The organism is Mycobacterium sp. NGS27, from assembly GCF_059813005.1.
This window is the reverse complement of the sequence record NZ_JCALDT010000006.1, coordinates 94,616-120,778: the sequence shown is the minus strand read 5'-3', so window position 1 is coordinate 120,778 and position 26,163 is coordinate 94,616. Positions and strand designations below refer to the sequence as shown.

General features: G+C 63.0%; 27 protein-coding genes. 10 read left to right on the top strand and 17 right to left on the bottom strand.

The genetic code is table 11. The features are described from left to right. Window positions 1-18: 18 nt before the first annotated feature. On the top strand, window positions 19-1,098 hold the full coding sequence (locus tag AC5Y30_RS17580) for a dihydrodipicolinate synthase (protein ID WP_499920207.1): 1,080 nt from the start codon (window positions 19-21) through the stop codon (window positions 1,096-1,098). Here AC5Y30_RS17580 and AC5Y30_RS17575 read toward each other — a convergent pair. Next, on the bottom strand, window positions 1,069-2,214 hold the full coding sequence (locus tag AC5Y30_RS17575) for an ABC transporter substrate-binding protein (protein ID WP_499919954.1): 1,146 nt from the start codon (window positions 2,212-2,214) through the stop codon (window positions 1,069-1,071). The two genes, AC5Y30_RS17580 and AC5Y30_RS17575, sit on opposite strands and share 30 nt — an antisense overlap. A gap of 39 nt (window positions 2,215-2,253) precedes the next feature. On the opposite strand from AC5Y30_RS17575, the gene AC5Y30_RS17570 reads away from it, so the two are divergent. The 4 genes from AC5Y30_RS17570 (at window position 2,254) to AC5Y30_RS17555 (ending at window position 5,974) form a co-directional block, all read left to right on the top strand. Then, window positions 2,254-2,886, top strand: a complete 633-nt coding sequence (locus tag AC5Y30_RS17570; protein WP_499919953.1) for a TetR/AcrR family transcriptional regulator — start codon at window positions 2,254-2,256, stop codon at window positions 2,884-2,886. Between the two features lie 73 nt (window positions 2,887-2,959). Then, the gene (locus AC5Y30_RS17565) at window positions 2,960-3,748 is read left to right on the top strand and encodes an SDR family oxidoreductase (RefSeq protein ID WP_499919952.1); all 789 of its coding nucleotides are present in this window, start codon (window positions 2,960-2,962) and stop codon (window positions 3,746-3,748) included. Window positions 3,749-3,770: 22 nt separating this feature from the next. Then, window positions 3,771-4,949, top strand: coding sequence for an NDMA-dependent alcohol dehydrogenase (locus tag AC5Y30_RS17560; protein ID WP_499919951.1), 1,179 nt, complete (start codon window positions 3,771-3,773; stop codon window positions 4,947-4,949). 32 nt (window positions 4,950-4,981) lie between these two features. Beyond that, the gene (locus AC5Y30_RS17555; protein WP_499919950.1) at window positions 4,982-5,974 is read left to right on the top strand and encodes a hypothetical protein; all 993 of its coding nucleotides are present in this window, start codon (window positions 4,982-4,984) and stop codon (window positions 5,972-5,974) included. 328 nt (window positions 5,975-6,302) lie between these two features. Here AC5Y30_RS17555 and AC5Y30_RS17550 read toward each other — a convergent pair whose 3' ends face one another. Further along, window positions 6,303-7,601 (bottom strand): cytochrome P450, encoded by a 1,299-nt coding sequence (locus AC5Y30_RS17550; protein ID WP_499919949.1) that lies wholly within the window; start codon window positions 7,599-7,601, stop codon window positions 6,303-6,305. 43 nt (window positions 7,602-7,644) lie between these two features. Between AC5Y30_RS17550 and AC5Y30_RS17545 the strand changes: the two genes are divergently transcribed. Further along, window positions 7,645-7,941 carry a hypothetical protein gene (locus AC5Y30_RS17545; protein ID WP_499919948.1) on the top strand — a complete coding sequence of 99 codons (297 nt, stop codon included), beginning with the start codon at window positions 7,645-7,647 and terminating at the stop codon, window positions 7,939-7,941. Here the strand turns inward: AC5Y30_RS17545 and AC5Y30_RS17540 are convergent. Then, window positions 7,935-8,789 carry an SDR family oxidoreductase gene (locus AC5Y30_RS17540; protein WP_499919947.1) on the bottom strand — a complete coding sequence of 285 codons (855 nt, stop codon included), beginning with the start codon at window positions 8,787-8,789 and terminating at the stop codon, window positions 7,935-7,937. The two genes, AC5Y30_RS17545 and AC5Y30_RS17540, sit on opposite strands and share 7 nt — an antisense overlap. 209 nt (window positions 8,790-8,998) lie before the next feature. Between AC5Y30_RS17540 and AC5Y30_RS17535 the strand changes: the two genes are divergently transcribed. Further along, window positions 8,999-9,592, top strand: coding sequence for a TetR/AcrR family transcriptional regulator (locus AC5Y30_RS17535; RefSeq protein WP_499919946.1), 594 nt, complete (start codon window positions 8,999-9,001; stop codon window positions 9,590-9,592). 164 nt (window positions 9,593-9,756) lie between these two features. On the opposite strand, the gene AC5Y30_RS17530 is transcribed toward AC5Y30_RS17535, so the two are convergent. Genes AC5Y30_RS17530 through AC5Y30_RS17515 form a run of 4 tightly spaced genes read right to left on the bottom strand, consistent with a single transcriptional unit; the run spans window position 9,757 to window position 13,096 of the window. Then, entirely contained in the window at window positions 9,757-10,629 is an 873-nt protein-coding gene (locus AC5Y30_RS17530; RefSeq protein ID WP_499919945.1) for an NAD(P)-dependent oxidoreductase, read from the bottom strand. Window positions 10,630-10,674: 45 nt separating this feature from the next. Next, window positions 10,675-11,850: a thiolase family protein gene (locus tag AC5Y30_RS17525; RefSeq protein WP_499919944.1), complete on the bottom strand. Its 1,176-nt coding sequence runs from the start codon at window positions 11,848-11,850 to the stop codon at window positions 10,675-10,677. Beyond that, on the bottom strand, window positions 11,850-12,266 hold the full coding sequence (locus AC5Y30_RS17520; RefSeq protein WP_499919943.1) for a Zn-ribbon domain-containing OB-fold protein: 417 nt from the start codon (window positions 12,264-12,266) through the stop codon (window positions 11,850-11,852). The genes AC5Y30_RS17525 and AC5Y30_RS17520 overlap by 1 nt, the downstream gene beginning before the upstream one ends. Window positions 12,267-12,298: 32 nt before the next feature. Beyond that, entirely contained in the window at window positions 12,299-13,096 is a 798-nt protein-coding gene (locus tag AC5Y30_RS17515; RefSeq protein WP_499919942.1) for an SDR family NAD(P)-dependent oxidoreductase, read from the bottom strand. A 439-nt stretch (window positions 13,097-13,535) separates the two neighbouring features. Here AC5Y30_RS17515 and AC5Y30_RS17510 point away from each other — a divergent pair, with 439 nt between their 5' ends. Together AC5Y30_RS17510 and AC5Y30_RS17505 are read left to right on the top strand one after the other, a co-directional pair. Beyond that, window positions 13,536-15,026: an aldehyde dehydrogenase family protein gene (locus tag AC5Y30_RS17510; RefSeq protein WP_499919941.1), complete on the top strand. Its 1,491-nt coding sequence runs from the start codon at window positions 13,536-13,538 to the stop codon at window positions 15,024-15,026. Window positions 15,027-15,135: 109 nt separating this feature from the next. Next, a complete protein-coding gene (locus AC5Y30_RS17505; RefSeq protein ID WP_499919940.1) occupies window positions 15,136-15,747 on the top strand; it encodes a TetR/AcrR family transcriptional regulator in 612 nt (203 codons plus the stop codon). A gap of 98 nt (window positions 15,748-15,845) precedes the next feature. Here the strand turns inward: AC5Y30_RS17505 and AC5Y30_RS17500 are convergent, their stop codons facing one another. From AC5Y30_RS17500 to AC5Y30_RS17490, 3 genes are all read right to left on the bottom strand, one after another. Continuing rightward, entirely contained in the window at window positions 15,846-17,126 is a 1,281-nt protein-coding gene (locus tag AC5Y30_RS17500; protein ID WP_499919939.1) for a DUF427 domain-containing protein, read from the bottom strand. Then, a complete protein-coding gene (locus AC5Y30_RS17495; protein ID WP_499919938.1) occupies window positions 17,123-17,875 on the bottom strand; it encodes an SDR family oxidoreductase in 753 nt (250 codons plus the stop codon). Before AC5Y30_RS17495 ends, AC5Y30_RS17500 begins: the two co-directional genes overlap by 4 nt. 119 nt (window positions 17,876-17,994) lie before the next feature. Beyond that, a complete protein-coding gene (locus tag AC5Y30_RS17490; protein WP_068268263.1) occupies window positions 17,995-18,606 on the bottom strand; it encodes a TetR/AcrR family transcriptional regulator in 612 nt (203 codons plus the stop codon). 77 nt (window positions 18,607-18,683) lie between these two features. Between AC5Y30_RS17490 and AC5Y30_RS17485 the strand changes: the two genes are divergently transcribed. Continuing rightward, entirely contained in the window at window positions 18,684-19,619 is a 936-nt protein-coding gene (locus tag AC5Y30_RS17485) for an SDR family NAD(P)-dependent oxidoreductase (protein ID WP_499919937.1), read from the top strand. Between the two features lie 20 nt (window positions 19,620-19,639). Here the strand turns inward: AC5Y30_RS17485 and AC5Y30_RS17480 are convergent, their stop codons facing one another. The 7 genes from AC5Y30_RS17480 to AC5Y30_RS17450 form a co-directional block, all read right to left on the bottom strand. Then, window positions 19,640-20,767: an acyl-CoA dehydrogenase family protein gene (locus AC5Y30_RS17480; protein ID WP_499919936.1), complete on the bottom strand. Its 1,128-nt coding sequence runs from the start codon at window positions 20,765-20,767 to the stop codon at window positions 19,640-19,642. Between the two features lies 1 nt (window position 20,768). Further along, complete coding sequence (locus AC5Y30_RS17475; protein WP_499919935.1) at window positions 20,769-21,410, bottom strand: nuclear transport factor 2 family protein; 642 nt, start codon at window positions 21,408-21,410, stop codon at window positions 20,769-20,771. Further along, window positions 21,407-23,047 carry a class I adenylate-forming enzyme family protein gene (locus AC5Y30_RS17470; RefSeq protein ID WP_499919934.1) on the bottom strand — a complete coding sequence of 547 codons (1,641 nt, stop codon included), beginning with the start codon at window positions 23,045-23,047 and terminating at the stop codon, window positions 21,407-21,409. Before AC5Y30_RS17470 ends, AC5Y30_RS17475 begins: the two co-directional genes overlap by 4 nt. 10 nt (window positions 23,048-23,057) lie before the next feature. After that, window positions 23,058-23,825 (bottom strand): enoyl-CoA hydratase-related protein, encoded by a 768-nt coding sequence (locus AC5Y30_RS17465; protein WP_499919933.1) that lies wholly within the window; start codon window positions 23,823-23,825, stop codon window positions 23,058-23,060. Window positions 23,826-23,898: 73 nt separating this feature from the next. Then, entirely contained in the window at window positions 23,899-24,648 is a 750-nt protein-coding gene (locus AC5Y30_RS17460; protein ID WP_499919932.1) for an SDR family NAD(P)-dependent oxidoreductase, read from the bottom strand. Continuing rightward, a complete protein-coding gene (locus AC5Y30_RS17455; RefSeq protein WP_499919931.1) occupies window positions 24,638-25,267 on the bottom strand; it encodes a TetR/AcrR family transcriptional regulator in 630 nt (209 codons plus the stop codon). The genes AC5Y30_RS17460 and AC5Y30_RS17455 overlap by 11 nt, the downstream gene beginning before the upstream one ends. Further along, complete coding sequence (locus tag AC5Y30_RS17450) at window positions 25,264-26,091, bottom strand: MaoC/PaaZ C-terminal domain-containing protein (protein ID WP_499919930.1); 828 nt, start codon at window positions 26,089-26,091, stop codon at window positions 25,264-25,266. The genes AC5Y30_RS17455 and AC5Y30_RS17450 overlap by 4 nt, the downstream gene beginning before the upstream one ends. Window positions 26,092-26,163: the final 72 nt, after the last annotated feature.

The following is a 26,163-nucleotide window of genomic DNA, read 5'->3' as shown; positions in this document are numbered from 1 at the left end:
CGATTGGCAACTCGAGTCGTGCAATGGGCTACGGGCGCGGTGGGCCGTGCCGCGCTGCAGGAACTGATTGAGAATCCCGATTACCAGTTGGTCGGTGTGCTGGTGTACGACCCCGCCAAGGCCGGGCAGGACGCCGGAACCTTGTGCGGGCTGCCACCCACCACCGGAGTGCTCGCCACATCGGACAAGGAGGAGATCTTCGCGCTGGGCGCCGACGTCGTCATCCACACGGCAAGTAAGGCACATGCCGTCGAAACCAACGCCGAAGATATCTGCCGACTGCTCGCGTCGGGAACCAGTGTCATCACAACCACCTCATACAACCATCTGGCCACCTACGGGGCGGACACCGAGCGCGCCTTTGTCGCAGCCTGTCGCGCAGGCGGATCCCGCTTCCATGCGGCGGGTGAAAATCCGGGCTTCATGTTCGAACGCCTGATCGCCACCGTGACGGCGCTGTCCAAGACCATCGACCGGATCGATCTCTACGAGGCCACCGACGTGTCTGCGGTCGACAGCAAATCGATGCTCGTCGACCTGATGGGCATGGGCAGACCGCCCGAAGATGTCAGCGTTGATTCCCCGATCATCAAAAAACTCGACCTGGCCTATCGCCAGGCGCTCAACGCCACCGCCGACGTCCTTGGGATCACGCTGTCACATGTCGACGTCTCGGTCGACGCCACGACACTTCCCCACGACCTCGACGTCCGCGCCGGCACCATCGAAGCGGGAACTGTCGTGGGACAACGGTTCTCGTGGGTTGGACATTGGTCTGGCCGACCACTGCTCGCCATCCACGAGGAGTGGGTCCTTACCCGCGACCTCCCGCAGTGGGGCCTACAGCCCCTCGCTCCGGGCGAAAAGGCGCCGCTGATCCGGGCCGTCATCAAGGGAAAGCCCAGTTTTGAGTTGCAGCTGGATGTCGGATGGGACGACGAGCCGCCCACCGGAACGCACGCCGAGCCGGGGCATCTCATGATCGCGATGGGGGCGGTCCGCGCGATTCCCGACGTGCTGGGTGCGGCACCGGGCGTCGTCACCGCCCCGGTGTTCGGTGCGATTCAACTAGCGGGTGCCGACACCAACCGCGCGTGAGATGTGGTCGCTGGGCGCAGCGTGAAACACGTGCGCCGAACCGTCCGGCAGCACCCGGCGGGCGATCAAATAATCCGTGCCCATCCAGCCCTGCCGGATGTAGCGGCCGAATCGCAAAAACGTCCCCGGCGCCCCACTGGCCGACGGGACGAGTTTGACCTGCTCGATGCCGTCCTTAACGCCATCCCCGGTCAACGGCCGGGCCGCCGCGAGGCCGCGCGCTATCACGGTTGCCACGTCGTGCGTCAGGCCGGGCATCGAATGTGCCGGCCGTCGGCCGAACCGGGCCTCGAAACGATCCAGGAACGCCTGCCCCACGAGGTTGCGTTCGTCGTAGCTGTCCAGCCCGACCCAGCCCGACAGCTGTCGCATCCACTCGGCGTTGATGTGCGCCATCTCGAATGCCGTGGTGGTGTACCGCGGCGGGTCCCATCCTGCCGCCAGCAGCGCGTCGGTGAAGCCCCACAGCCCGTGGCCGAACCCGACATGCACCAGGGCGTCTGGCTCGGCATTCCGCAGCTCCTCGACCACCCTAGTTTTGTCGGCTTCCACCTGAGGTATCGCGACCGTGCTCACGACCTTCAATCCGGCGGCGGAATAAGCCTTTTCGGCGAACGCGAGGTACTCCTTACCGATCAGAGATGCTTCGTAGGCGATGGCTATCCGCGACCGGCCGTCCCCGAGCATCACGGCGGCCAGCATCACCGGCTCTTCGGGCATCGATCCGTTGTTGAGCGCAAATGTCCACTCGCCGAGCGCCCCCTCGGAGCCCGACAGGATGATATTGGGAACCTTGGCCACTCGATCGGCGTGCGCGGCCAATGGCACCGCGTTGTCGGAGACATACGGACCGTAGATCGCGAGGCACCCCTCGGCCACCAGCTCGTCGTAGGCGGTCTCCACGGCGTGATATGTGCCGTTGGGCAGGCCGATCACGTGGCGTTCCACCAGTTCTATCGGCCGGTCGACCAGACCGGAGGCGACCGCCTCGTCGAACACCAACCGCAGTGTGTCGAGAGTGTCGTTCTCGGTCCCAGTCTTCGTCGGATAGTCGTTGAGCAAACCGACTTTCATCGGGACCACCGAACCGTACGCGCGAACCTTCTCGTCGGCCATACCGGCAACATACATGATGCATGTTGCTACGATGCGAACATGGCCAAACGCGGTGGCACCGACACTGAGCGCCGGGCACGAGGCGATCAGACCCGACGAGATCTCATCGACGCCGGCCGGATCCTGTTCGTGGACAAGGGATACTTCAACACCAGCATCGGCGAACTTGTCGCCACTTCCGGCGTGGGCACCCGCGGCGCCTTCTACCACCATTTCAAGGACAAGGCCGAACTTTTTCGCGCGGTTTTCGAAGAAGTCGAACGCGACCTGACACTGCGATCGCTGGCCTCGCCACCGCGTGGTGACGATCCGTGGGCGCGGCTTTCGGCCGGTCTTCATGGCTTTCTCGAGTCGGCGCTCGAACCCGAGGTGCAGCGCGTGATGCTGCTCGACGGCCCCGTGGTGCTGGGCTGGCAGACCTTGCGGGCCATCCAGGAGGACAACAGCATCGCGCTCATCAATGAAATGGTCCGGGAAGCGATTTCCGAGGGCGTCATCGACGAGCAGCCGGTCGGCGAGTTGACGCACATGGTGGTCGCCGCGCTCGAGGAGGGCGCGCTCCTCGTCGCGCACGCCCGGCAACCTTCCCGGGCCCGCCAGCGAGCAGCCAAGGTGCTTGACCGTCTCCTGCTGAGCTTCGCGGTAGAGCCGCGAAAGGTACTGCGGAAATGATCGTTACCGTTTACTGCATATCATCACTCTTAAAGTCTGATAGCCTCGCTCTCGACCTTGCGTAAGGGAGACCATGTCTGACGAGCCCGCAGTGCGAGTCGCCGTCGTCGGAGCCTCAGCGGGCTTGGGCCGTTGCATCGGCATCGGCCTGGCCCAGCGCGGTGCCAGGGTGGCCTTCCTCGCGCGACGCCGCGACCGTTTGGTCAACGCGGCCAAAGAAGCGCAGAACGGCGCCGCGGCCGTAGCCTGCGACGTCACGGTCGCGGCCAGCTGTCAACGGGCCGTCGCGGAAGTCGTCGACAACTTCGGCGGTTTGGACGCGCTCGTCTACACCACCGGTATGGGTATCCTCGCACCGCTGGCTGACGTCAGCGGCGAGCAATGGGCGAAACTGTTCGCCACCAACGTGACCGGCGCCTCGCTCGTCACCGCCGCCGCCGCGCCGCACCTGGCCGCGTCGGGGGGATCCGCGGTGTACCTGTCGTCGTTGAGCGCGTCGTATTCGACACCCTGGCCGATGCTGGGCGCCTACGCCGTCACAAAGGCCGCGTTGGACAAGCTCATCGAGGCCTGGCGCATTGAACACCCGAACATCGGTTTCACCCGACTGGCGGTGGGCGACAGTTTCGGTGGTTCCGGTGACTCACAGACCGAGTTCAACAAGAATTGGGATCCACAGGCTCTGGACACCGCCATCAGATACTGGATGGAGCACGGCTATATGCAGGGCGGTCTGGTGGACGCCGACCACCTCGTCGGTGTCGTGCATTCCGTACTCCAGTGCGGCAGTAGCAGTTTCATCCCTTATTTGACCCTCGCTCCCCGACCGGCCGATGCGGTCAAGGAACTTCGACAATGGTGAAGGACATCTGAAGGAAACCGCGATGAAATCAAAAGCGGCCGTGTTGCACGGTGTAGGTGTGGACTGGGAAGTCACCGAGGTCGATCTCGATCCGCCACATGCGGGCGAGGTCCTGGTCAAGATGGCGTATGCCGGCATCTGTCATTCCGACGAGCACTTCTACACCGGCGACAGCGTGCCCAGTCAGGAAATGGAAGAGATGATGCGGGCGTCGGGGCTCCGCGTGCCCGAGTGGTTTCCCATGCTCGGCGGACACGAGGGCTCCGGTGTCGTGGAAGCGGTCGGCCCCGGGGTGAAGACGTTGCAACCCGGTGACCACGTGGCCATTTCGTTCCTCCCCGCCTGCGGCAGCTGCCGATGGTGCGCGACCGGATACACGTACCTGTGTGACGTGGGCGCCGACATCTACGACAAGGCGATGACCACCGATGGCACCCGACGTCGCCATCTGGGGGGCGCGGACCTCATGGCGATGATGCAGGTCGGCACCTTCTCGGAGTACGTAGTGGCATCCGAGCGCTCACTGGTCAAAGTCCATGACTGGATACCCCTGGAGGCCGCCTCCCTGGTGTCCTGCGGTGTGACAACGGGATTCGGGTCCGGTTCGGTCGCGGCCGGCACCCAACCGGGCGACACGGTCGTCGTCGTCGGTGTTGGCGGTATCGGCATGAACGCCGTGCAAGGCGCGAAAGTGGCGGGCGCCAAGCACATCATCGCCGTCGACCCGAACGAGTTCAAACGCGGAATCGCACCGACGTTCGGCGCCACCCACACCGCCATCGACACCGGCGCCGCACTGGAGTTGGTCAAAGAAATCACCTGGGGGGTAATGGCCGACCGGGTCATTCTCACGCCCGGGGTGGTGCCCGTGGACATGGTGATGATGGGAATGATGTTGCTACGCAAGGGCGGAACGTGCGTGCTGACCGCAATGCCCAAGATCACCGACCTGATGGTGCCGATGGTCCTTACTGACATGATCAGCTCATGTAAGACGTTCAAGGGTGTGCTTTACGGCGAGATGAACCCGCGGGAAGCCATGCCGAAACTACTGTCGATGTACGAGGCGGGCCTGATCAAGCTCGACGAACTGATCACGCAGAGATACAAGCTCGACGACATCAACGAAGCGATGAAAGACCTTCGCGCCGGACGGAATATCCGCGGCGTCATCGACTTTGATCTGAATCCCCAAAAGTGACCGACTTCGGCTGACCGGCCACAAGGGTAATGATGATGGACCACATCGACTTCGACGTTCGAGTGCAGGCGCCGACGCTTGACTTCTACCGGCGAGCGTGGGCGCCGGGGCTCGGCGCCAGTTTGGCGGGGATGTGGATAGGCGCGGTGGTGACTGACGCGTCCGGCCAGACTTACTGGGGGTTACGCGGGGCCGATGACTTCCTCATCGGCATGACCCACGTCGTTTCGCCGATCACCGGGTTCAAGAAACTGCCGCCGACGTTCGACCCCGATCCGCCGCACCTCTTCGACGAATACTCCTCGATCGACTGGTTCGAACCGATGGAATATGTCGACGGGCCGGACAAGGTTCAACTGAGCTACTACAGCGGTCGCATCGAGCGAGACACAGCTGGCTTCCACTGGTACGACGCCAGCGGTCGCTGGGAGATGCACGGCCGCAATGTCACCGACGTCTTTAGCGTCCATGTACCCACACAGGACGGAGTCGCGGACGAGGTCTACTACCGCCACGAGCTTTTGGCGGCGCACGGAACGATCGAGGGCGTCGAGGTTTCGGGCTATCTGCACCAGGATTACGCCTATGGGCCAGCCGGAAAGGTCTATCCGGAGTTGCCGATCGTGCGTCGGCTACAAGGCATGTGGGTGTCGTGGCTGCACACCTACGACGACGGCGAATGCGGCGGGGGTTGCTTCTGGCAGGGGCGTGACGGGCTGGCATTCGGCCCGGGTTACCAGGTCAAGGGTGGAGTGACCACGGCCCACGACGACATCGCCGCCACCCCGACATTCAACGATGACGGAAAACTGGTGAGGCTGGACACCACGATCGGACTCGACTCCTACACATTCGAATTCGACACCGCCGGGAGCTACATCCATTACTTCGGACGGCTCACCGATAGCTCGACGGGTAAGAAGCCGGCCCGCAGCTGGTGCTGGGTGGAATACGCGGGAGGGATGCTCACAACGGAGATCCTGGACTTCATGATGCAGCGATTCCGGCTCGCCAGAGGTCGTTGAACTGTGACAGCGACGCGTGCCTCGGCGAGTCGATCGTGGGTCACCACGCGCCCATTTAGGGTGTTGACCAACTAATACTCAGTGGAGCTGCCGGGAATCGAAATCGCCAAAGAAATCGCACACTGACCTGTGGGAATGTCGGAATCTTTACGCGAAGCGACGCCAAATGACGCGAAATGACCTGCGGATACGCGAAAGGCGTTGATGGCATCAACGACAGGCCGGACCGTGCGGCCTCTCAGGTCCGCCGCGCAGATCGGCGTGCCCATCGGATCAGTAACTTTAGAGGCGGGCGGCGCAGGTCTGTGCTCGCGCCCGAAAGGGTTGGTCAGGCTGGCGTCAGGTGGATCGGTAGGTGGGTCGGGCCGCGTAGTGAACTGTGGGTCGACCAGGTGGTCGAGCCGTTGGGGCTTAGGCGACTGACGTGAGTGACGAGTTGTCGAAGCACGGCTTGGGCTTCCATTCGAGCAAGCGGTGCGCCGATGCACATGTGTGGGCCGTAGCCGAAGGCGACGTGGGTTCGCGGGTTGCGGTCAGCACGGTACTCGTCGGGTTCGTCGAACACTGCGGGGTCGCGATTCGCAGCTCCGAAGGAGAGCAGCACGCGTGACCCGGCGGGAATGGTGATGCCCCCGATTTGATAGTCCGCGCGGGTGTAACGGTAGAGGTTCTGTATTGGCGTCGTGATGCGGAGTTGCTCCTCGACGGCGATCGGGATGAGGTCGGGGTTGGCGCGTATCAAGTCGTACTGATCGGGGTGATGGGCGAGAGTGTCGAACATTCCACCGAGAAGGTTCGTGGTTGTTTCGTTCCCGGCGATCAACAGGTGGATTGCGATGATCCAAAGCTGACGATCGGTGAGGTTGCCATCGGTGTTGTGTTCGAGGAGCCGCCCCAGCACAGTGCCCGATCCTTTGAGTGCGCCCTGTGCGAATTGCTTCACGAAGTAGCGCTGCAACGCCACCATTGCGGATATTGATCTGGTTGCCTCTGTGAGACCTGCGCGTGTTGGGGTCAATTCCATGACTTTCACGGCGTTTTCTGACCACCGACGGAAGTCATTGACGTCGTCTTCGGGTACCCCGAGGATCTGAGCGATCAGGCGGATTGGCATCGGTATCGCCAGGTGCTGCACGACATCGCAGCCGGGGTTGTTCAACACGTCGGAGACCAGTTCCGCGGCTAGCTTCTCGACGATTCCCTGCCAAGCGCTCATGGCTCCCTTGCTGAATCCCGGCTGGATCTGCTTACGGAGTCGGGCGTGTTCTTCGCCGTCGGTCAGAACCGCGAGCGGTGCCGACATTCTCAATCGGGTGACCCCTTGAGTACTGGTGACCTGATCGGTGTCGCGCAGTGCAGCTCGCACGTCGTCGAGTCGGCTGACGATCCAGGTGGCTCGCCTGGGGTTGTAGTGCAGCCGGCCACTTCTGTGTAGGGCGCGGTAGGCGTCGAATGGTTGGGCAGCGGTGATCGGATTCTGTGGGTCAAAGTCCGTGTTCACCGCGCCGGTCCAAGCGTCGTAGCCGCGCCGGCGGGTGCGTATCGCGGCAGCCAGGTTCATCCGGACGGCATTACTGAAAGGCCAAATGGCTTCGGCAACCCCTTGGGCGGTCTGACCGATCGACATTTCGTTCCCCTTACCCGAGCCCCCGGCTCCCCTGACTGCATCCGTGCCGAATTCGAACTTGGTTGTGGACGATGTTGTTCGTCAAATGAATGACGTAACAAGCAGATACGATGGTCAACTGCCGACTCATTCGAGGATTCGCCATCATGACCCCGATCGTCGTTTCGATGGCACCGTTGATGTAGGTGAACATGCGCGCGTGTTCGCCAAAGCCGACGCGGTTGATGGGGTCGAAGAACCGTGGAACGAGAAAGTGCGCGACACCGACAACGGTGACGATGACCGCGACGCGGTGTTCGCGGCCTCTTCCCGAACGACGAGTAGTTGTGTCGGTCATTGAAGTTGCGGGGTGTTCCGAGCGACGGCGATCATGTCTCTCATCGTGAACGCTGCGAGAACGCCGCCGTCGCAGGCGATATCGACGCCAGTCATATAGCTGGCCTTGGTGTCCGCGCAGAATGCCAATAGTTCTGCGACTTCCTCGGGTCTGCCGAACCGCTTCAACGCGGCGTAGTTCAACATCGCCCCCGAGCCGGCTCGTTCCTCCAACCTGCCCATGGGCGTGTCGATGGCGCCAGGAGATACCGAGATGATTCTTCCGCCGCGCTGGCCGAACCTGGCTGCCTGTGAGGAGCAGTACCACGTTACGAAGTTCTTGCTGATCGAATACGCGAACCCTGGCCGCATCTTGGTGGGCACGACGTTGCACGCCGATGTCATCTTCTTCACGAAGACGTCCTGGTCACGCAGCGCGTGCTTGAAACGCCTTTTGGGTATTAAGACTCGCGGAAAGGTGTGCGCCGCCATCGACGCAACGTTGACGATCGCAAAGCCTTCCTCCACGAGTCGGTAGAAGGCTTCGTTCACGTTGACCGTGCCCAGCGCATTGATCCGGATGATTTGCTCGGCCGAAGCCATGCTGGGACTCACCCCAGCGGTGTGGATGACCGAGCCAACGGTACCGAATGCTTTTGATTCGCAGACTAACTCGGCGACTGAGTCACGGTTGGTGAGGTCAGCCACGACGGGCTTGCACTCGACGCCGAGGTCCCGCAGCTCCGTTGTGGCCACGTCGAGGCGGGTTGGACTGACATCGCAGATGACGACCGAGTGGTCGCGTCCAACGATCTTCGCCGCGGCGAGGCCGATGCCACCCGCGCCTCCGGTGATTACGCACAGTTCGCGCATTCGCGACCTTTCCGCTCGGCGGGAAGTCCCACTTCGAGGCGAACCCATCCCCGCTCGGTCACGGTCTAACGCCTGGCTGGCCGGGCCCCCCATTATTTACGAGATGTTTTTTCTCGTAAATAGTGACACATTGTGCTGCCGATGTACATGGCCGCCTCGCCCAGACGTAGAAGAGTCAGGACGCCCAAGATTTGTTTTAGGGTCGTCACGTGAGCCAACCCCGCCGAGGGCGACCGCGTAGCGCGGCCGTGCATGAGGCCATCCTCGACGCCACGCGCACCCTTCTGGTCGAAGTCGGGTACAGCGGAGTGTCTATGGACAAGGTCGCTGCCAATGCCGGAGTGGGAACGCAAACGGTTTATAGACGGTGGCCGTCGAAAGCTCCTTTGGTGGCCGAAGCGGTAATGCAGGCCTATGCGCAAGCCGACTTCACACTTCCAGATACGGGAGACACGGTCGAAGATCTGAGGACCTGGATGCACGAATCCGCCGCGCTCAGTGCCGCCCCTGAGAACATCGCACTCGTCCGCGCTCTGGCCGCTGCCGCCGCTGAGAACCTTCGAGACCGCGACACCTTGTACCAACAACTCACTAGCCGCTTCCACGCCGCGGTGATGCAGCGGTTGCACACCGGCATCTCGTTGGGTCAAATTCGCGTCGACGCCGACATCGAGGCTGCCGCTGACGCATTGATTGGAGCCACGCTATATCGCATGCTCAGCGTCACATCGACCGCAGGCGAGGCGATCAGACGTTATGACGGGCTAATAGACGCATTGATGAATGGCCTCTCGACGCGCTGACCCGATCACCTGAAAGTGACTCCGAACGGGACAGACATGCAGGCTAGGTCAATCCCGCGCCGGCCCGCTCTCCCCGGCGACGGTGTTGCTTCGCGACGAGTGAAGTCCAGGCGCCACCACTCGTTATTCTCATCTGCGACAAACGTATTGAGCGCGTCACCGGTTCAGGGAGAATCCGCGACAGTCGAGTGTGGAACTCCGAGTCCTTCCGCCAAATTCTGTAAGGCGATTTCGGCCAGGGGTAGATCGACGTCCAGTTCCCTGCCAAGCCGCAGCGCCAGACTGAGATCCTTCTCGCCCAGCGCGCAGGTGTGGGTGAACGGTTGGTAGAGGAAATGATCCGGGTCGAGTGGGCGGCTCATGTCGTCGCGAAACATCATGGCGCCGGCGCCACCGCTATGTGTGTCTGTATGACGCACAATTCGGCCCAACGCTTGAACATCGAGGCCTGCACGTTCGGCCAGTTGCATCGCCTCGCAAGCGGCCGCGAAGGAAGTGAAGGTCAGCATGTTGCGCGCCAGTTTCATTCGCGTGCCGGCGCCCGGCTCGCCGGCATGGACGACCATCGACGCCCACTGTTTGAACGCCGGCTTGACGCGCTCGTAGGTCTCCCGGTCTGCGCCCACCATGACAGCGAGTTCACCCGTCTTGACGGCCTCCACACCACCGCTGACCGGTGCGTCGATGAGCTGAATGCCCTTGACTTGGAGTTCTTCTGCCAATTCGGACGCGGTGTTGTGGTTGATCGTAGAATGTATCGCGATGACGGTATCCGGTTGAGCGTGAGCGGTGAGGTCGGCCACCACGTCGCGGACTTGCTCGTCGTTGAGCACCATGACACTGATGATGTCGGCGACCGCCACGTCGCTCGTGGTCCGGGCCACCTCGGCACCGGCTTCGGCGAACGGCGTTGTGGCGTCGGCTCTTACGTCGAAAACAACCAGGCCGCCGGGCCACTCGACGAGCCGCCTGGCCATCGGCGCACCCAAATTCCCTAGGCCGATGAACCCCAACTTGGGTGCATGAGTCTCAGCCATCGACATTCCTCCTCGGACTTGATGACCGTGTGGCTATTCGCATTCTTACACCTGGCGCAGCAACATCGCCGTCGTGCCGCTGTTGGCTGCTCCCACGCCTACCGCAGCCAGCTTGGCACCGTGGACCTGTCGCTCTCCAGCCTGGCCACGAATCTGCAAACACGCTTCGTGCAGATGCCCGAAGCCGTGCAGGCGTCCTCCCGATAGCTGCCCTCCGCCGGTGTTAAGGGGCAACTCTCCGCCGAGCGAAATGCGGTGAGGGTCCGAAACCCATTCGCCGGATTCTCCGACGGGACAGAAACCAAAGTCCTCGAGCCAGCAGAGCACGAAGACACTGAACCCGTCATACAGCGAGGCGACGTCGACATCGGCGGCGGTGAAGTCGGTCCGCTCCCAGATCGTGGACCATCGTGAGCTGATCCGGGTGATGTCTTGACCGCCCTCCCACGTGAAGCGGTCGTGGTGAGCACAGTCGACCGCCTCGACGGTCACCGCCGGGTGGTCCAGCCCCTCAGCATGCTCGGCGCAAGAGACGACGAATGCGGTGGCGCCGTCACAGGCGATGTCGCAGTCGAACATGCACAGCGGGTCGGAGACCATTCGCGCGTTGAGATAGGTCTCGAGGTCGAGCGGATCGCGGTAGACCGCCGACGGGTTGCGAGCGGCGTGACTCCGTTGCGTTATGGCGATCGACGCGAGCTGCTCGCGAGTAAGCCCGTATCGCAGCATCCGCGCGCGGATCTGCAGGGCCGCCAAGTTAGCCGCCGTGGCACCAAAAGGAATCTGCCAGGCCAGCATTCCGCCTGGACGGCCGCCCCCGGAACCGTATCCTTTGCGTCGGCCGGCGCCTTGCGCGGTGCCCTCCCAGATGCTGCGCCAGCAGAGCACATGGTTGGCCAACCCGCCCGCCACAGCGAGCATGGCGTCGACCACCGCGCCGAGCTGACCCGGGGACTCCACCCCCCCTGCGACCCAATTCGGCTCGATTCCCAATGCGTCATGGATGTCACGCAGTGACGCCCCAGAGAACCCGAGGCCCGGTTGGGAACTACCGGGATACGTTGTAAGGCCATCGATGTCGGCCAACGTCAGACCGGCGTCGGCAACTGCGGCCAGACATGCTTCGGCGGTGAGCTCCAGCGGATCCCGCCCCAGTCGACGACCGATTGCCGACTGACCGATGCCGCTGATGACGGTCCGCTCGGTCAACGCCTTAGTCATCAGCGCTCCGGTTCGAACAACGGAATGAACACCTCGTCGTCACCATCTACACATCGATCGAAGATGACGCGCACCGGCATGTTCTGGGTGACGTCGTCAGGTTCGACGTGCACCAGGTTGGTCAGCAGCCGCACCCGTTCGTCCTCGACCGGATTTACGAACGCGATGAGGTATGGCGGCGGGAACCCGGGGAACCATTGATGACGATTCACCGTCCAGGATTCGACAAACCCCCGGCCGCTGAGTTCGACGTATTCGGTCGCCGCATGGTCATGAGGGCACAACAGCGAGGGCGGCTGACAGAGCCGCCTGCAGGAGGTGCAGCGTTGCATGCGCAGCACTCCGTCCGCGCCCGAGGTCCAGAAGGGCCGATTCAGCGCGGTAAGCGCAGGAGCGGGACGGTGAGCTTCTGGCATGTGCGTCATGTGTTGTCGGGCGAATCAGCCTGTTAACCAAAGACTCCCGGCGATTGCGAGTAGTCCACCGTGGATAGCTCGGTCATGCCACCATCGACCTGCAGTATCGTGCCTGTCACGAATGCTGCGTCGTCTCCCGCCAAAAAAGCCACGGCCGGCGCAATCTCAACGGGATCAGCGCCGCGTTTCATCGGCGAGGCGGCTGCCGTCCGCGTGTAGTTGTCCCATTCGGTGCCGATCATCTTTTGCTGGGCCTCGGTCAGGGCAAACGGGCACACCGCATTTACTCGGATGCGGTGGCGAGCCCACTCGTTCGCGGCGACCTTGGTCAGCGCGGCTACCGCGCCTTTGGCCGCCGAGTAGGGGGCGGTGTAGGCAATGCCGGCCAGAGCAGACCCTGACACGAAGTTGATCACTGAAGCCCGTCCGGACTCACGGAGGAACGGAAAGCAGAGCTGCATGAACCGGAAGGTCGCCTTGGGCCCGGTGGCCTCTGAGAGTTCCCAATCCTTATCGGTAACAAGTTCCAGCGCCTTGGGCATGGCGAAGAACTGGGCCGCGTTGACCAAGACGTCGATCCGGCCGTCCCCGGTATCAGCCACCTGATGCACCGCGGCTTCAATCGCTTCCCGGTGGGCCACATTGGCCTTGATGAAGGAGGCCCGCCCCTGGTCGGCACGAATCCGCTCTACGCGCTCCTGACCCTTCTCTTCGTTCAAATCGACGATAGTGACATGGGCGCCCAGACCGGCAAGCTCCTCAGCAATCGCTCCTCCCAACCCCTGAGCCCCGCCCGTGACCAGCGCGTATCTGTCCTCCAAACGAGACAAAACCACTCCTTGCCGCTATGTAACAATGGAACATCAGACGTTCTATTATTCAATAATTGCAGATCCTCGCCGCCGTGCCTAGTGGGGCTGGGTCCAAGCGGCTGTCGTAGTTGGTGCGATCACGGAACCCGTAGCAGGAGGGACATGAGTGATGACGTTCTGGCCCAGGTTCCCGTAGGAGAGTTCCACCTGCCCGCGAAGCCGCTGTTCGTGAAGCGGCCGCCATCTGCCCCAAGATGGCGTTGGCGCTACACACTGACTAGCGGCCAGTTCGCTTGTAACAGCGCTGATTACCGATTTGCGTCGGCGACGCCGCCGCATCGGCGCACCAGAGCCTCCACCGCCAAGAGCGCAAGTTCGCGGCCGCGGCGGACCCCATGCGGCCACCTGGTTTTCGGGAATATACAACAATACATATGATGTATTACTGTTTAGTTCTGTGACCGCAATCTCCGTCCTGCCATATCTGTCTTCCGCGACGCTGCCGCCATCCCAAATGTTCGTCAACGGTTCGTGGCTGGACGGAGCCGCCGATCCGATCCCCCACATTCACCCGGCGACCGGCGAGATGGTCTTCCAGGCACCACACGCCGACAGGTCCGCGGTTAACGCGGCGGTGACGGCAGCGCGTTCGGCGTTCGACGACGGTGTCTGGCCGCGAATGATGGGCAAGGATCGCGCGCGGTATTTGCGTAAGATCGCCGACCTCATCCGTACTGACGCCGCGAACTTGAATACCCTGCTCTCCCTGGACAATGCGACGCCGAGTTCGTTCTCTGGCTTCTACCAAATGGGAGCCGAGTATCCGGCAGACCTGTTCGACACTTACGCGGGATGGGTGGACAAGGTCACCGGCGAAACGTACCCACAATGGGAACCCACTCAACCGTTCACTTTCACAACGCACGAACCCATCGGAGTCGCTGGGATCGTCACACCGTGGAATGCCCCGATGAGCCTGTTCGCCCAGAAGGTGGCCCCGGCATTGGCGGCGGGCTGCACGTTGGTCGCCAAGCCCTCGGAGCTGTCCCCGCTGGTCAGCTTGCGCATTGCGGAACTGATTGCTCAAGCCGATCTCCCGGCGGGAGTGTTCAACGTGGTGACCGGTCCCGGCGACCCAGTAGGTACGGCGCTGGTCAACGATCCTCGAGTTGACAAGGTGTCATTCACCGGCAGCCGGGCAGTGGGTGGTGCGATCGCGGCCACCGTGGCCGCCCGAATTGGGCGAGTCTCGTTAGAGCTGGGTGGTAAAAGCCCGGCAGTGATCTTCCCCGACGCGGACCTGGGCATGGCTGTCGGGATCGCCGCGGGCAACGCATTTCTCGGACTGTCGGGCCAGGTGTGCGTGTGTCAGTCTCGGATCTTGGTGCACCGCGACGTGTACGACGACGTCGTGAACACGCTAATCGGCTTCGCGTCGGCCGCGACATTCGGTGACCCGTTCGACCCCGCGGTCTCGGCGGCACCGATGATCAGCCCTCAGCACATGGACCGGGTGCTCGGCCACATCCACAGCGCAATCAGTGAGGGCGCTGAAGTCGCGGCAGGCGGGGGCCGCGCCGAAGGCGCCCCAACGGCCGGCAATTTCGTCGCCCCAACGGTGCTGGTCAATGTGGAAAACTCGATGGCCGTGGCCCGAGACGAAATCTTCGGACCCGTGTTGTGCGTGATCCCGTTCGGCGACGAGGACGAGGCCATTCGGCTGGCGAACGACACCACCTACGGACTGGCAGCCGCGGTCTACACCCGCGACGTCGGCCGAGCGCTTCGAGTGAGCCGCGCCCTGCGGGCAGGCAACGTCGGTGTCAACACCTGGACGCTGCAACCGCACGCCCCGTTTGGGGGGATGAAGCAGTCGGGTTTGGGCCGCGAAAACGGGCGCGCAGGAATTATGGAGTACCTCGACACCAAGACCACCTTTCTTGGGTGAGTTTTGCTCTGCGTGTCGTTAGCGCGATTGGCGCGCTTCAGGAGCCCGACACCGGGTGTCACGTAGCATAAAGAGCTGGGAATATAGGCACCGCACGCGGAGGAACGACATGTCGACTGACCGAGCAATTGCCGAAACAGAGGTCGCCGACGAGTTCGATCGACGCGAACAGATTCTCGACGCCGCCAATGAGTGCTTTACACAACTGGGCATCCAGCGCACCAGCGTGCAGGACGTAGCGCGGATGGCCAGGGTCTCCCGGGGCACCATCTATCGGTACTTCGTCGACCGCGACGTGCTCATCGAGGCGGCGATCGAGCATGGAGCTCAACGCTTTTACCGTGAGGTCGCCGCGGCGATGGAAAAGAAGACCACGCTCGCTGAAAAGCTCGGCGCTATGGCCGAAACGAACGCAAAGATCCTCCTGGAACACCGAACCCGCAATCGACTCATGGCCGATGACGCCGAGCTCATGCGACACATGGTCTCCGACGGCGACAGTGCGGTCCGGCGCACGACAAAGTTTCTCGAACCCTACGTGCGCGACGCGCAAAAACGCGGTGAGGTCGGATCAGGAATTAACATCACGGCGGCCAGCGAGTGGCTCGCGCGCATTATTTATTCCTTTTCGACGGTCAATCAGGGACTGAGCTTCGATATGACGAAGCCAAAAACGGTCCGCGACTATGTAGAGAAATTTGCCATCAACGGCCTGCGCTGAGGGAAGGCATACTCAGCAGCTCACCCCGCCACGCACCAAAACGGCTGTGGCGCATCGACGCGTACCCGGACGCCTACGGGCGACGATCCCTATGCCGATCACATAGCCGTTCGGCTGTCGTGCCCCATGGCGGCGGGATCGGCCGCGAATTCACGGACCATCGCCTGGATCGTGTACGACGCGGCCAGCCGACCGTCTTGGCTGAACACCCGCCCGTCGCCCTGCACCAGCCCGCGCCCCGACCAAAAAGCGTGGTTGGTGTACAGCAACCAGTCGTCAATATCGACCTCGTCGTGAAACGCGATGGTGGCCTTGATGATCCCCGTCGAAAGGCTGACGTGCGCGCGAGCTTCACCTAGTCCCCGGTGGGGAAGCATGCCGGCCGCGATGGTCCAATGCGTCGTCGACTGAGCAAGCAACGCGGCCATTAAATAGCGTTCACGCGGCGCCTCGCGAAATCGGAGCCACGCATTGATCACCGGCGGTCCGACCCGCTCGGGGTCGGGATCATAGGCCCCGTCGACCACACGGATTTCGCGCCCGGTCATCCCGAAGCCCGGAAAAGCCACCGCCGCATCGGGTCCCGGCACGTCCGGCATCCGCTCAGTGTCCCGCATTACCTCGCCGGCACCAGAGTCCGCGAGAATGATTCCTGCACTGCGTAGCACGCTATGTTGACACACCCGCACTTCGGCCGACGAGAATGTTCTGCCGCGGCGGAGAACATCGACGGTCAGGTCCACCGGTGCATCGAACGACGCCGCCTTGGTGAAGACCATCGATGCCGACGTAACTCTCTGCTCTGGAAGCACTTTCGATGCGGCGACGATGGCCTCGGCGAGGAGTTGTCCACCCTCGACAACGTTGCGGCGGGTGGGTCCGTGAGCCGCCCCAACGAAACAGCCGTTCTGCACAGGCTGAACATCGATCAGCCTCTGCAGCTCAATTGCGTCTCCCCAAAGTGGGAACGTGACAGGAACCTTCGAGCCGTCAGGCCAGTGTTCGACGACGACGACACGCAATCCGTCGTCATAGAAGGAGACGTGCCCCGCGATCGCGGCCACTTCAGGCAACGGGGTGCGGTATGTCCACACCACGTTTTCGATTGCGGGGTCAGCACTTGACAACGTCCAGTAACTTGCTCGGCCTTTGAAGGGGCACACGGTAGTGTGGTCCGACGGCGCGAAGAGTTCCCACCGCACATCAGCTTCGGGGAAGTACAGCCGGTCGTCGTGGTCGGTCTCGGTGACCACGAGGCAACGGTCACTTTCGGCGACAAGTACATCGCCGAACCACACCTGACCGGTATGAGGGCACGGGATTGCTTCGATTCGGTATTCGGGGTGATCGGGCCACGCTGATTGGACTTGCGCTGTCATGCCGTCACGGCCCTACGCATCGACGACGGCGGACGGACGACGAGCTGCTCGAGGCCCACGGCGGGAGAGTTCAGTGCACTCGCGAAAACGCCTGCCAGCACGTCGGCAACGTCTTCGGGCGTCATCAGCTCCTCCTGAAGCAGACCGCGCGCGATCCAATCCTGGACGACAACCCCCAGTAGATCGGGGTCAAAGGCCGCGGTGAACTCCGTGGGCACGGTTCCTCCCACCGTAATGCAGCAGAACCGGAAACTCGGATGCTCGGTGCGCCAAGCGTTAAGGCTCTCCGACAGCGCGGCCTTACTGGATGAATAGGCACCGAGGGCGGTCCTCGGCTGACCCACTGTTTCGGAGGACAGGGCGCTGACGATTGCAGAGGGCGCAAGCACCGGCACGCATGACTTGATCACTTGATGAACGCTGATGACGTTGGTACGCATTACGTCCAGCCAGTCATCGGCGGAGGTATCGGCGAACATGCGCAGCGGGGCATAACCCACCGATATGAAAAGCAAGTCGATGCCCCCCAGGGCGTCTCGCGCGACATCGGCGAGACGCGCGCAATCCTCCGTGCTGCGCACATCTGCGATCACGGCGCTGCCGCAGCCGGCCTCGGTGGCAACCTCTTCCAACCGATCCCGTCGGCGTGCGGCGATGAGCAGCTCCGCGCCCTCCTTACCCGCACGCACCGCGAAAGCCCGCCCAATCCCGGCCGATGCGCCCACGACCACGACGCGCTTGCCGGCCAAAGTCCGCTCACTCATGGCGCCCTCTTCTCACGTTCGCGGGTCAGGCCGCATCCGCCTTCGGGGAACACTAGTACATATGTTGTTCACTTGCGCCAAAGCCCGTCTGCGCAGGACGTAGATCAGCGGAGACCGTTGATCGCGAAAGTTTCGACGTAGCGCCGCACAGTCGCCGGCTTGGACATGTCGAATGTCTGCGCCTCGTTGACTGTGGAGAACGAGTAGATGATGCGCGCCAGCCATTCGCTGGCGGCCGTCACATCGACACCGGCGCCGATCTCGCCGCGTTCCCGGGCGTCGCGAACGTATGGCATCAGAAATGCCGTCGTGCGGCGCACTGCGGTGTCTCCATCGGAGATCATGTGTCGCATCAGCTCGGCGTCGTCGGCCATCAATCGGTTTCGAGTGCGGTGGTCAATCAGTATCTTCGCGTGGGTTTCGGCCATCGCGCCAACCTGTTCGGCCAGCGTCGCCTTCGCGGCCATCGCCACCGCGACTTCGCGATAGAACCGCTGTGCCCCGAACTCGATGGCGGCCTCGATGAGCACGTTGCGGTCCTCAAAGTAGCGGTACACCGTGCCCCGCGACACATTGGCCGTCCGCGCGACATCCTGCACGCTGGTGCGCGCGATCCCGAGCTGGGTGAAGCATTCGTTCGCCGCCCCCAGAATTTGGTCCCGGCGATCGAACTCCTCGGCCGAGTCCAGCTCGGCAGTGGCCCGTTCCGTCGACATTTCGCTCCTCTGCCGTGATAGCCGCCCCACCCGAAACAGCCATCTTACGCGACAAATATGCCCTTTATGTTCAATCCATGCCCATGATCGCGCTTCTGGCAAGCAGATTAGTGGTCATTTCTACATTTCCCGTACTTTTGTTTAGTATGGGCCTTTGCCGGACGCCTTGCGTCAGGGTTCGATCGCACGGAAGGGGCGGGGGCTTGGACCTAGGCGTGGCGGGGCGCAATTTCGTTCTCGTCGGCGGGACCACCGGGATGGGTTTCGCCACCGCCCAGCAACTCGCCGAAAACGGAGCCAACGTCGCGCTTTTGGCTCGCGACGGTAACCGGGCCCGCGATCGCGCCGAGCAACTGAGCGCCGAGCATGGCGTCCGTGCGGTCGGAATCGCCGTTGACGCCGCCGCAACCGGCGACGGCGTCGACCAGGCTATCGATCACGCGGCCGCAAGCCTGGGCCCCCTTCGTGGTTTGGCCATTACGGCGGGCCCGATGAACCAGCAGGGACCGTTCCTCGAACACGGCGACGACTCGTGGGACTGGTACTACCAGCTGATCCTGATGGCTACCGTCCGCTCTTGCCGCGCTGCCATCCCCCACCTGCAGCGCAACGGCGGCGGGACGATAGTGACCACCGCCGCGTACTCGGTACGGGCGCCTAAGATCCTGATACCGCCCTACAACGCGCTGAAAGCGGCGGTGCTGACCTTGTCAAAAATCCTGGCCAAAACGCACGGTCCCGACGGCATCAGAGTGAACACCGTATGCCCGGGGCTGTTCGACACCGAGGTGAACGACTTCATTCGCGCGCAGCGCGCGGCGGAATACGACGTGCCACTCGAGGACGCGATCTACACGCACTTGGCGAGCAATCCGGACTGGAATATGCGGGTCGCCCTTCGCCGAGGAGGCCGCCCCGCCGAGGCGGGCGAGCTGATCGCCTTCCTGCTCGGCGAGCGCGCAGCCTTCATGACTGGCGCGGCCATCAACATCGACGGGGGCACGGACTTCTGAGGCGCTCGCGCTTGCCGACCTCAGATTCCGATCTCACCGGCGAGCAGTCCCCGGTGGAATGTGGGATCGCCCAGCAGGTGGCCGGAGGATTTTGCTCTCTTGTAGTACAGGTGCGCGGGGTGCTCCCAGGTAAAGCCGATCCCCCCGTGAATCTGGATGTTGACCGCGGCGGCGCGTGCATACGCATCTGAGCTGCACGCCTTGGCCAACGATGCCACCGCCGACAGCTCGTCGGAGAGTTGCGCTGCTGCGCGCACCGCGTAATGTGCTACGCCGCGGGCACATTCGACGTCTAGCAAGACGTCGGCGCACTTGTGGCGGATGGCTTGAAAAGATCCGATCGGCTTGCCGAATTGTCTGCGCATCTTGGCGTAGTCGACGGCCAGTTCGAGGCAGCGCTGTGCGCCCCCGACCTGTTCGGTCGCCAGCGCGGCACAGCCGAGCGCCAGGGTCCGCATCAGCACCGGCCACGCCTCACCTTCGCGGCCGATCAGCGACGCCGGCGCTGCGTTGAACTCGATGCGCGCCTGCTTGCGGGTCTGGTCCAAGGTCGACAGCGGCCGGCGAACAACACTGTCAAAGCGGTCAACTGCGAAGAGCGACAAGCCCGCATCGGTGTGGGCCGCAACGAAAATTACATCGGCACTACTACCGTCGAGCACATACGCTTTGGTTCCGTCCAACACCCAACCGTCGTCTGTGCTGCGTGCCCGCGTCCGGATCGCGCCGACTTCCCAGCGGCCCGACTCTTCGGTGACCGCCACCGTCGCGACGGTGCCGCCGGACGCGATGTTTGGCAGATATCGCTTCTTGGCGGCGTCGTCGCCGGAATGCATGATCAGGTTGCCCGCCAGCACGACCGACGCGAAATAGGGCGAAGGAAGCAGTGCCCGGCCCATTTCCTCGGTGACAATTCCGAGTTCGACGAAGCTGAAGCCCTGGCCGCCGAATTCCTCGGGGATGGCCAGCCCCACCAGGCCCATCTGGTCAGACATCTGAGCCCACACATTCGAGTCGTAGCCCCTCGGCGATTCCATCTGCCGACGCACCTCGGCCTCGTTGGCCTTGCTCATTAGGAATGAGCGCACGGTATTGCGCAGTTCGTTCTGCTCATCGGTGAACGCGAAACTCGTAGGATTGCCGGGCATTTCAAGTCTCCGTTGCGCCACGGCCGGTGGGGTCGACGCGAGGGACGGCAACACCTCGGCGCAGGGTGCGCAACCACTCGCCGACGACGGCCGGGGCCGGGACCGGCGCGTCGAAGCGTCCGGGATCGGCGGTCCAGAACGCCTCCCACGATGGGAAGGCGTCGTGGAATGCGCCGTCGTGATGCGGGGTACCGGGCCAGCGCATCTTGCGTGGCCCGACCGGCGGGTCGGTTATGTCGCTCTGATACCAGAACAGCGGTGTCCGGCGGGCGAAATACCAATGGCCGTCCCGCCGTTCATAGCTGTCCAGATAGGCCAGCAGCTCGATGACCCAGTTCGACTCCGTCTCTAAGTCGTTGCGTGAATAGACGAGTCCACTGGCGTTGTCGGCGTCGTGCACGTCGATGATGTGGCCGAGAACACCATGTGCGCTGCCCAACAACGAGCGCCGGATCTGGGCGTCGTACCACTCCCGCATCGCCGCGCGGCCGCGACCCTTGCCCGGCACGCCGATGTCGTCCACGAAAAGGTTTGCCAAGGAATCGAAGTCGCGCATGTCCAAAGCCACCGCATACTTGGCGGCTAGTTGCCGGATCTCGTCGATGGCCTCCAACCGGGCGACGCGCGTTTCTAAGTCCGTCACGCCAACTCCCCGGACTCCAGTAGCTGCGCCAACCGGTTCTTGTCGATCTTGTTGGTGGTGGTGTACGGCAGCCGATCGGCGTCGGGAAGGATCACCCATCTCTTCGGGATCTTGTAGGCCGCGAGTTCTGTTCGGCATGCGGCGACGAGTTCGTCTTGCGACATGCGGCGCCCTTGATTGAGCACGACCACGGCGCAGACGACCGCGCCTTTTTCCGCGTCCGGAACGCCGACGACATAGGCGATTCGGACGCCGTCGACGCTAGTGATCACCGCTTCGACCTCAACGGGCGCGACGTTGGCGCCCGAGGTCTTGATCATGTCGTCGGTGCGTCCGGTGAAGAACAGGAATCCGTCGTCGTCCAGGTATCCGGCGTCCTTGGTGTGATACCAGCCGTCGGCGTCGAACAGGTCGCTGTGCTGCCGTCCTACCATGCCGCGCATCATCGCCACTCCCCGCACACAGATTTCCCCGATGGTGCCGTTGGGGACCTCCGCTCCGGATTCATCGACGATTTTGTGCTCGTAGCCGGGTGCGGAGACCCCGAGCGAACCGCGCTTGCTATCGGGCACCGGTTCGTGCGGTGGCCACCAGGTGTGGGAACTGCACGTTTCGGTCATTCCCAACTGTGTGACCAGCAGTGATGGATCAGCCGCGCGCAGTTCCGGCGGTAGCAGGACCTGGTGGTACCCCGCGCGCAGACTTGACAGATCGATCGACGCAAATTCGGGATGATTCGCCAGTGCGCGGCCCACATGTGGGAATCCCGTTGCGTAAGTGGCTCGTTCGGATTCGAGCAGGCGCAGCACGTCGCCGGCGTCGAACTTGTGTTCGGTGAGAATGGTGGCGCCGGTCTGCATCGGACCGAGCAGACCGAATACCAACCCGGCAACCCAGAAGAACACCATCGGGATGTAGACCCGGTCGTCGGGCTTCCACTCGTGCTGAGTGGAGACGAAGCGAGAGTGTGTGATCGCGGTGCCGTGCGTATGGATGACGCCCTTGGGGTCCGACGTGCTTCCCGATGTGTAGATGACGACCAAATCGTCGGATGGGCGGACGGTAGATTCGCACGCGCGCAGAAACGCTTCGGGCACCGGGTCCGGCCACTCACTAGGCCAGGAGCGCTCGGTGCCGCCGAGCCCAAAAATGTTGCGCAACTGTGGCAGCCGTTCCAGAGTCAGCGGCGCGCCCATGACCGCGACCTCAGCCGTGGCCTCGGTGACCCGCGCCAGCATGTCCTTGCCGAGCAGTGAGTCGACCGATAACAGGGTGTGGATGTCGGCGTCGCGAAGCAGCCACCTCAACTCCGGCGGCTGAAAGAAAGTGTTGATGGGCACCGCGACCGCACCGATGCGGGTGGCTGCCAGGAACGCGACCACGAAATCGGGCCCATTCGGTGCGATCACTCCGACGCGGACACCTTTGGTCACTCCCGCCGCAACCAGTCGCCGGGCCATCTCAGCCGACCTGGAATCGGCTTCCGCGTAGGTAATCCGCTCGACGATGCCGTCACCGACCGAGGAAACGATGAAGTCGCTGTCGCCATAGTCAGCAACCAGACTGGCCAGCATCGCCGGCAGCACCGGTGCGTACGGCAACGGGTCATAGCTGAACTTCCGTGCGGACTGACTCATGGCGCGACAGTCATTCCACCACCCAGCGCGGTTCACGCTTTTCGGCGAACGCGAGCATCCCTTCCCGGTAGTCAGGATGGGTCAGCTGGTGTTGCAGCACGTAGCGGTAGGCAACGTCATTGGCCGCGCGCAGCCCGACATCCAGGCTGGCCCACATCGCCTTGATGGACGCCTGCACAGTTGCCGGGGAGAGTTTCGCGATTTCCAAAGCGATTTCCCTGGCGCGCTGCTGCAGTCGGTCAGCGGGTACCACCTCATTTATCAAGCCGATCTCGTAACCTCGTTGTGCGCTGATACGCCCTTGCTTGGTCATCAGCCCCAACTGCATCACCATCGACAGTGGCATTCGGCGCAATAGCACCGCGGGTTCGAGCGCGAACACGTTGCCGACTGCCAAGTGTGTGTCGATCAGTTCGGCATGTTCGGCTGCGATGATCAGGTCGGAGTCGGCGACCTGATGCAGAGCGCCTCCGACCGCCATCCCGTTGAGAGCGCAGATGACCGGCTTCCATACGTTGTGGTGAAGCCGAGAACCGGGAATCTTGTTGCGGATGCCGCCCTCTGCCGTTGCCCGAATGTCCTGGCCCGCGGAAAACGCGCGGTCCCCCGCTCCGGTGATGATGGCCACTCGAACGTTGGGATCGTCGCGGACGCGCGCCCACGCATTGCCGAGCTCGGTGCGGGTCAGATCGTCGGTAGCGTTGAGCCGCTCCGGGCGGTTGATGGTGATCGTGGCGACGTGCTCGCTGACTTCGAACAGGATTCTCTTCAGTTCCACGGCGTCCCCTGGCATCGATCTGTAGCAGCTAAACACTATAGCAGAATTTGTCTTATCGTCTCATTCGAGACTTTTATGGCATCCACTGGCCCCCGGACACCGAAATCAGCTGGCCTGTCAGGTGTTTGGCTGCCGGCGAGCACAGGAATGCGACCACACCGGCAACGTCCGCCGGTTCGCCCAACTGCCCGGTCACAGTGCTCCGGCGCATCTGCGCCAGCTCTTCCTCGGTCTTGCGCCCGACTAGCCAGGGCGTCGCCGTGGTGCCGACAACAACCGTGTTGACCCGCACCCCGTGCTCGCCCAACTGGACGGCCATCAGCCGGCTCAGTCCCTCCACGCCCGCCTTTGCGGCGGCATAGGCCGGCGGACCGGTGCGCACGCCGTGGGCCGAGACCGAGCTGATGTTGACGATCGCCCCGCCGCCTTCGGCTACCATCTGCCGGGCCGCAACCTGCGCCATGATGAACGTACCCTTGAGGTTGACTTCCACGATGCGATCCCAGTCCTCGTCGCTCTGCTCGAGAAACGTTCCGGGCAGCGTCATCCCGGCGTTGTTCACCAATGCACGAATGGGTCCGTACTCCTCGGCGAGGTTGCCCAGCGCATCCTCCACGGCGCCACGATCCGTAATCGAGAGGTTCATGGGGATAAGATCGCCCGAGTGCGCCGCGTCGCAAACCTGGGCTCGGGCAATGGCTTTCGTGTTGATGTCAACCGCGGCCACGCGATGACCGGCGGAAATCAACTCGGCGACGATGGCCTCACCGATGCCACGCACTCCCCCCGTAACGACCGCCAGCGGACGAGATTCAACCGACACGCTGTCCCCCTCTCGTCGCTGCCGCGCGCTCGATCGCAACGATGGATGGCCGCACGAATTCAACGGCTTCGGCCATCAGCTCTGGCAGATTTCCCCGACCACCGCCGGCCACCCACACATCGATGGCCGCGCGGTTGGCGCTGTTGGTCAGCGTGGCGGCGAGGCGAGGCCTCAAGTCCATCTCTTTATTGCTGTTCAGCCACCGCGCCACTTCGGCGGTGAGCTGATCGATCCAATCTTCGTTGATCCGCAGCATCGTTGCGCGCAGCGATGGCACGTTGTGGTACATGGTGGCGCGGACCAGGAAGATCTCGGGCTGTTCGATGATCGCCTCCGCCACCGCGGACGAGGTTTCGGCAAGTGCGTCCCACAAGGAGTTCGACCGTGCGGCACGAAACCGGCGGGCGGCCTCCTGGAGCCGATCGGCGTAGCCGTCGAACAGTATGTCGTCCTTGGTGGCGAAGTGGTGAAAGAACGTGCGCGGCGCGACACCTGCAGCGGTCGAGATCTGCTCGATTGTGGTCGTTTCGTAGCTCTGGGTGGCGAAGAGCTCGATCGCCGCGTTGATGAGTGCGTGTCGGTTACGCAATCCGCGGGCCCGCCGTTGGTCCATGGTCATCCCCCTGCCAGCGTCGCAGTTCCCGAACTCAACGCGACGATGTCACCTTGCAGTGTCCGGAAACGCACGGAATCTCCAGTTCGCCACATCTCAGTGCGCAGCGAAGCATCGAGTCCGACCGGCTTGGCAAAGCGGCAACTCAAGGATGTCAACGACTGTGGATCGCCGTGGCCGATTCCGTTGATCACCGCCCGTGCGGCGAATCCGAGGGTGCACAGCCCGTGCAGGAACACGTCGCCGAAGCCAAACTTGCGGGCCGCAGCCGGGTCGATGTGGAGCTGGTTGCGGTCGCCAGACAGTCGATAGATCGCAGCCTGTTCCGGCCGGATCACGTCGTCGAAGACTTCGTCCGGCGGCCCATCCGGATCTGGCTCGGCCGAGGGTCCCCGCTCGCCACCGAATCCCCCGGCTCCAAGGACCATGGTCTGCGACAGGGCCACAAAGACGGTTCCGTCCGCGTCGACCCCGCGGCTGGTCAATTCGACGGCGGCGTGTTTGCCCTTGTCCCATACCGACGACACCCGAGCCTGCACTGACAGGTCGCCGCTGGCGGTGATCGGCCGATGCAACTCCAGCGACTGGGCCGAGTGGACGATCGGAAACGTACCGAGGTCGAGAACACTGCGGAGATCCTTGACTGCCCACCAGTTGGCGATGAGGGCAAAGGTCGGCAACACCGCAGGACCGCAAGCCTCATTGAGCAGTGCCAACTCGGCGGGTGGGCGGGCGCCAACCCCCAACGCGTAGAGGATCACGTCGGTCTGATCCCACGTGAATGACGCCGGCCTCAGAGCGGTTCCGACCACGGAGTCGGAGAGGGTCACGGCACCTCCTTGGATTGAACGGATTGACGATATATGTTCAATCGTGCAATATAGTGGCAGTAACTGCAACTA

Bases quoted from the DNA above. Each gene is read 5' to 3' on its own strand.
- AC5Y30_RS17575 (WP_499919954.1), bottom strand. From the start codon at position 2,214: ATGGCCGACGAGAAGGTTCGCGCGTACGGTTCGGTGGTCCCGATGAAA.
- AC5Y30_RS17480 (WP_499919936.1), bottom strand. From the start codon at position 20,767: ATGCCCGGCAATCCTACGAGTTTCGCGTTCACCGATGAGCAGAACGAA.
- AC5Y30_RS17490 (WP_068268263.1), bottom strand. From the start codon at position 18,606: ATGTCGACGGAACGGGCCACTGCCGAGCTGGACTCGGCCGAGGAGTTC.
- AC5Y30_RS17540 (WP_499919947.1), bottom strand. From the start codon at position 8,789: ATGCGCGAACTGTGCGTAATCACCGGAGGCGCGGGTGGCATCGGCCTC.
- AC5Y30_RS17560 (WP_499919951.1), top strand. From the start codon at position 3,771: ATGAAATCAAAAGCGGCCGTGTTGCACGGTGTAGGTGTGGACTGGGAA.
- AC5Y30_RS17470 (WP_499919934.1), bottom strand. From the start codon at position 23,047: ATGAGTCAGTCCGCACGGAAGTTCAGCTATGACCCGTTGCCGTACGCA.
- AC5Y30_RS17485 (WP_499919937.1), top strand. From the start codon at position 18,684: ATGCCCATGATCGCGCTTCTGGCAAGCAGATTAGTGGTCATTTCTACA.
- AC5Y30_RS17555 (WP_499919950.1), top strand. From the start codon at position 4,982: ATGATGGACCACATCGACTTCGACGTTCGAGTGCAGGCGCCGACGCTT.
- AC5Y30_RS17455 (WP_499919931.1), bottom strand. From the start codon at position 25,267: ATGACCATGGACCAACGGCGGGCCCGCGGATTGCGTAACCGACACGCA.
- AC5Y30_RS17565 (WP_499919952.1), top strand. From the start codon at position 2,960: ATGTCTGACGAGCCCGCAGTGCGAGTCGCCGTCGTCGGAGCCTCAGCG.
- AC5Y30_RS17500 (WP_499919939.1), bottom strand. From the start codon at position 17,126: ATGACAGCGCAAGTCCAATCAGCGTGGCCCGATCACCCCGAATACCGA.
- AC5Y30_RS17570 (WP_499919953.1), top strand. From the start codon at position 2,254: ATGGCCAAACGCGGTGGCACCGACACTGAGCGCCGGGCACGAGGCGAT.
- AC5Y30_RS17505 (WP_499919940.1), top strand. From the start codon at position 15,136: ATGTCGACTGACCGAGCAATTGCCGAAACAGAGGTCGCCGACGAGTTC.
- AC5Y30_RS17520 (WP_499919943.1), bottom strand. From the start codon at position 12,266: ATGCCAGAAGCTCACCGTCCCGCTCCTGCGCTTACCGCGCTGAATCGG.
- AC5Y30_RS17525 (WP_499919944.1), bottom strand. From the start codon at position 11,850: ATGACTAAGGCGTTGACCGAGCGGACCGTCATCAGCGGCATCGGTCAG.
- AC5Y30_RS17550 (WP_499919949.1), bottom strand. From the start codon at position 7,601: ATGTCGATCGGTCAGACCGCCCAAGGGGTTGCCGAAGCCATTTGGCCT.
- AC5Y30_RS17530 (WP_499919945.1), bottom strand. From the start codon at position 10,629: ATGGCTGAGACTCATGCACCCAAGTTGGGGTTCATCGGCCTAGGGAAT.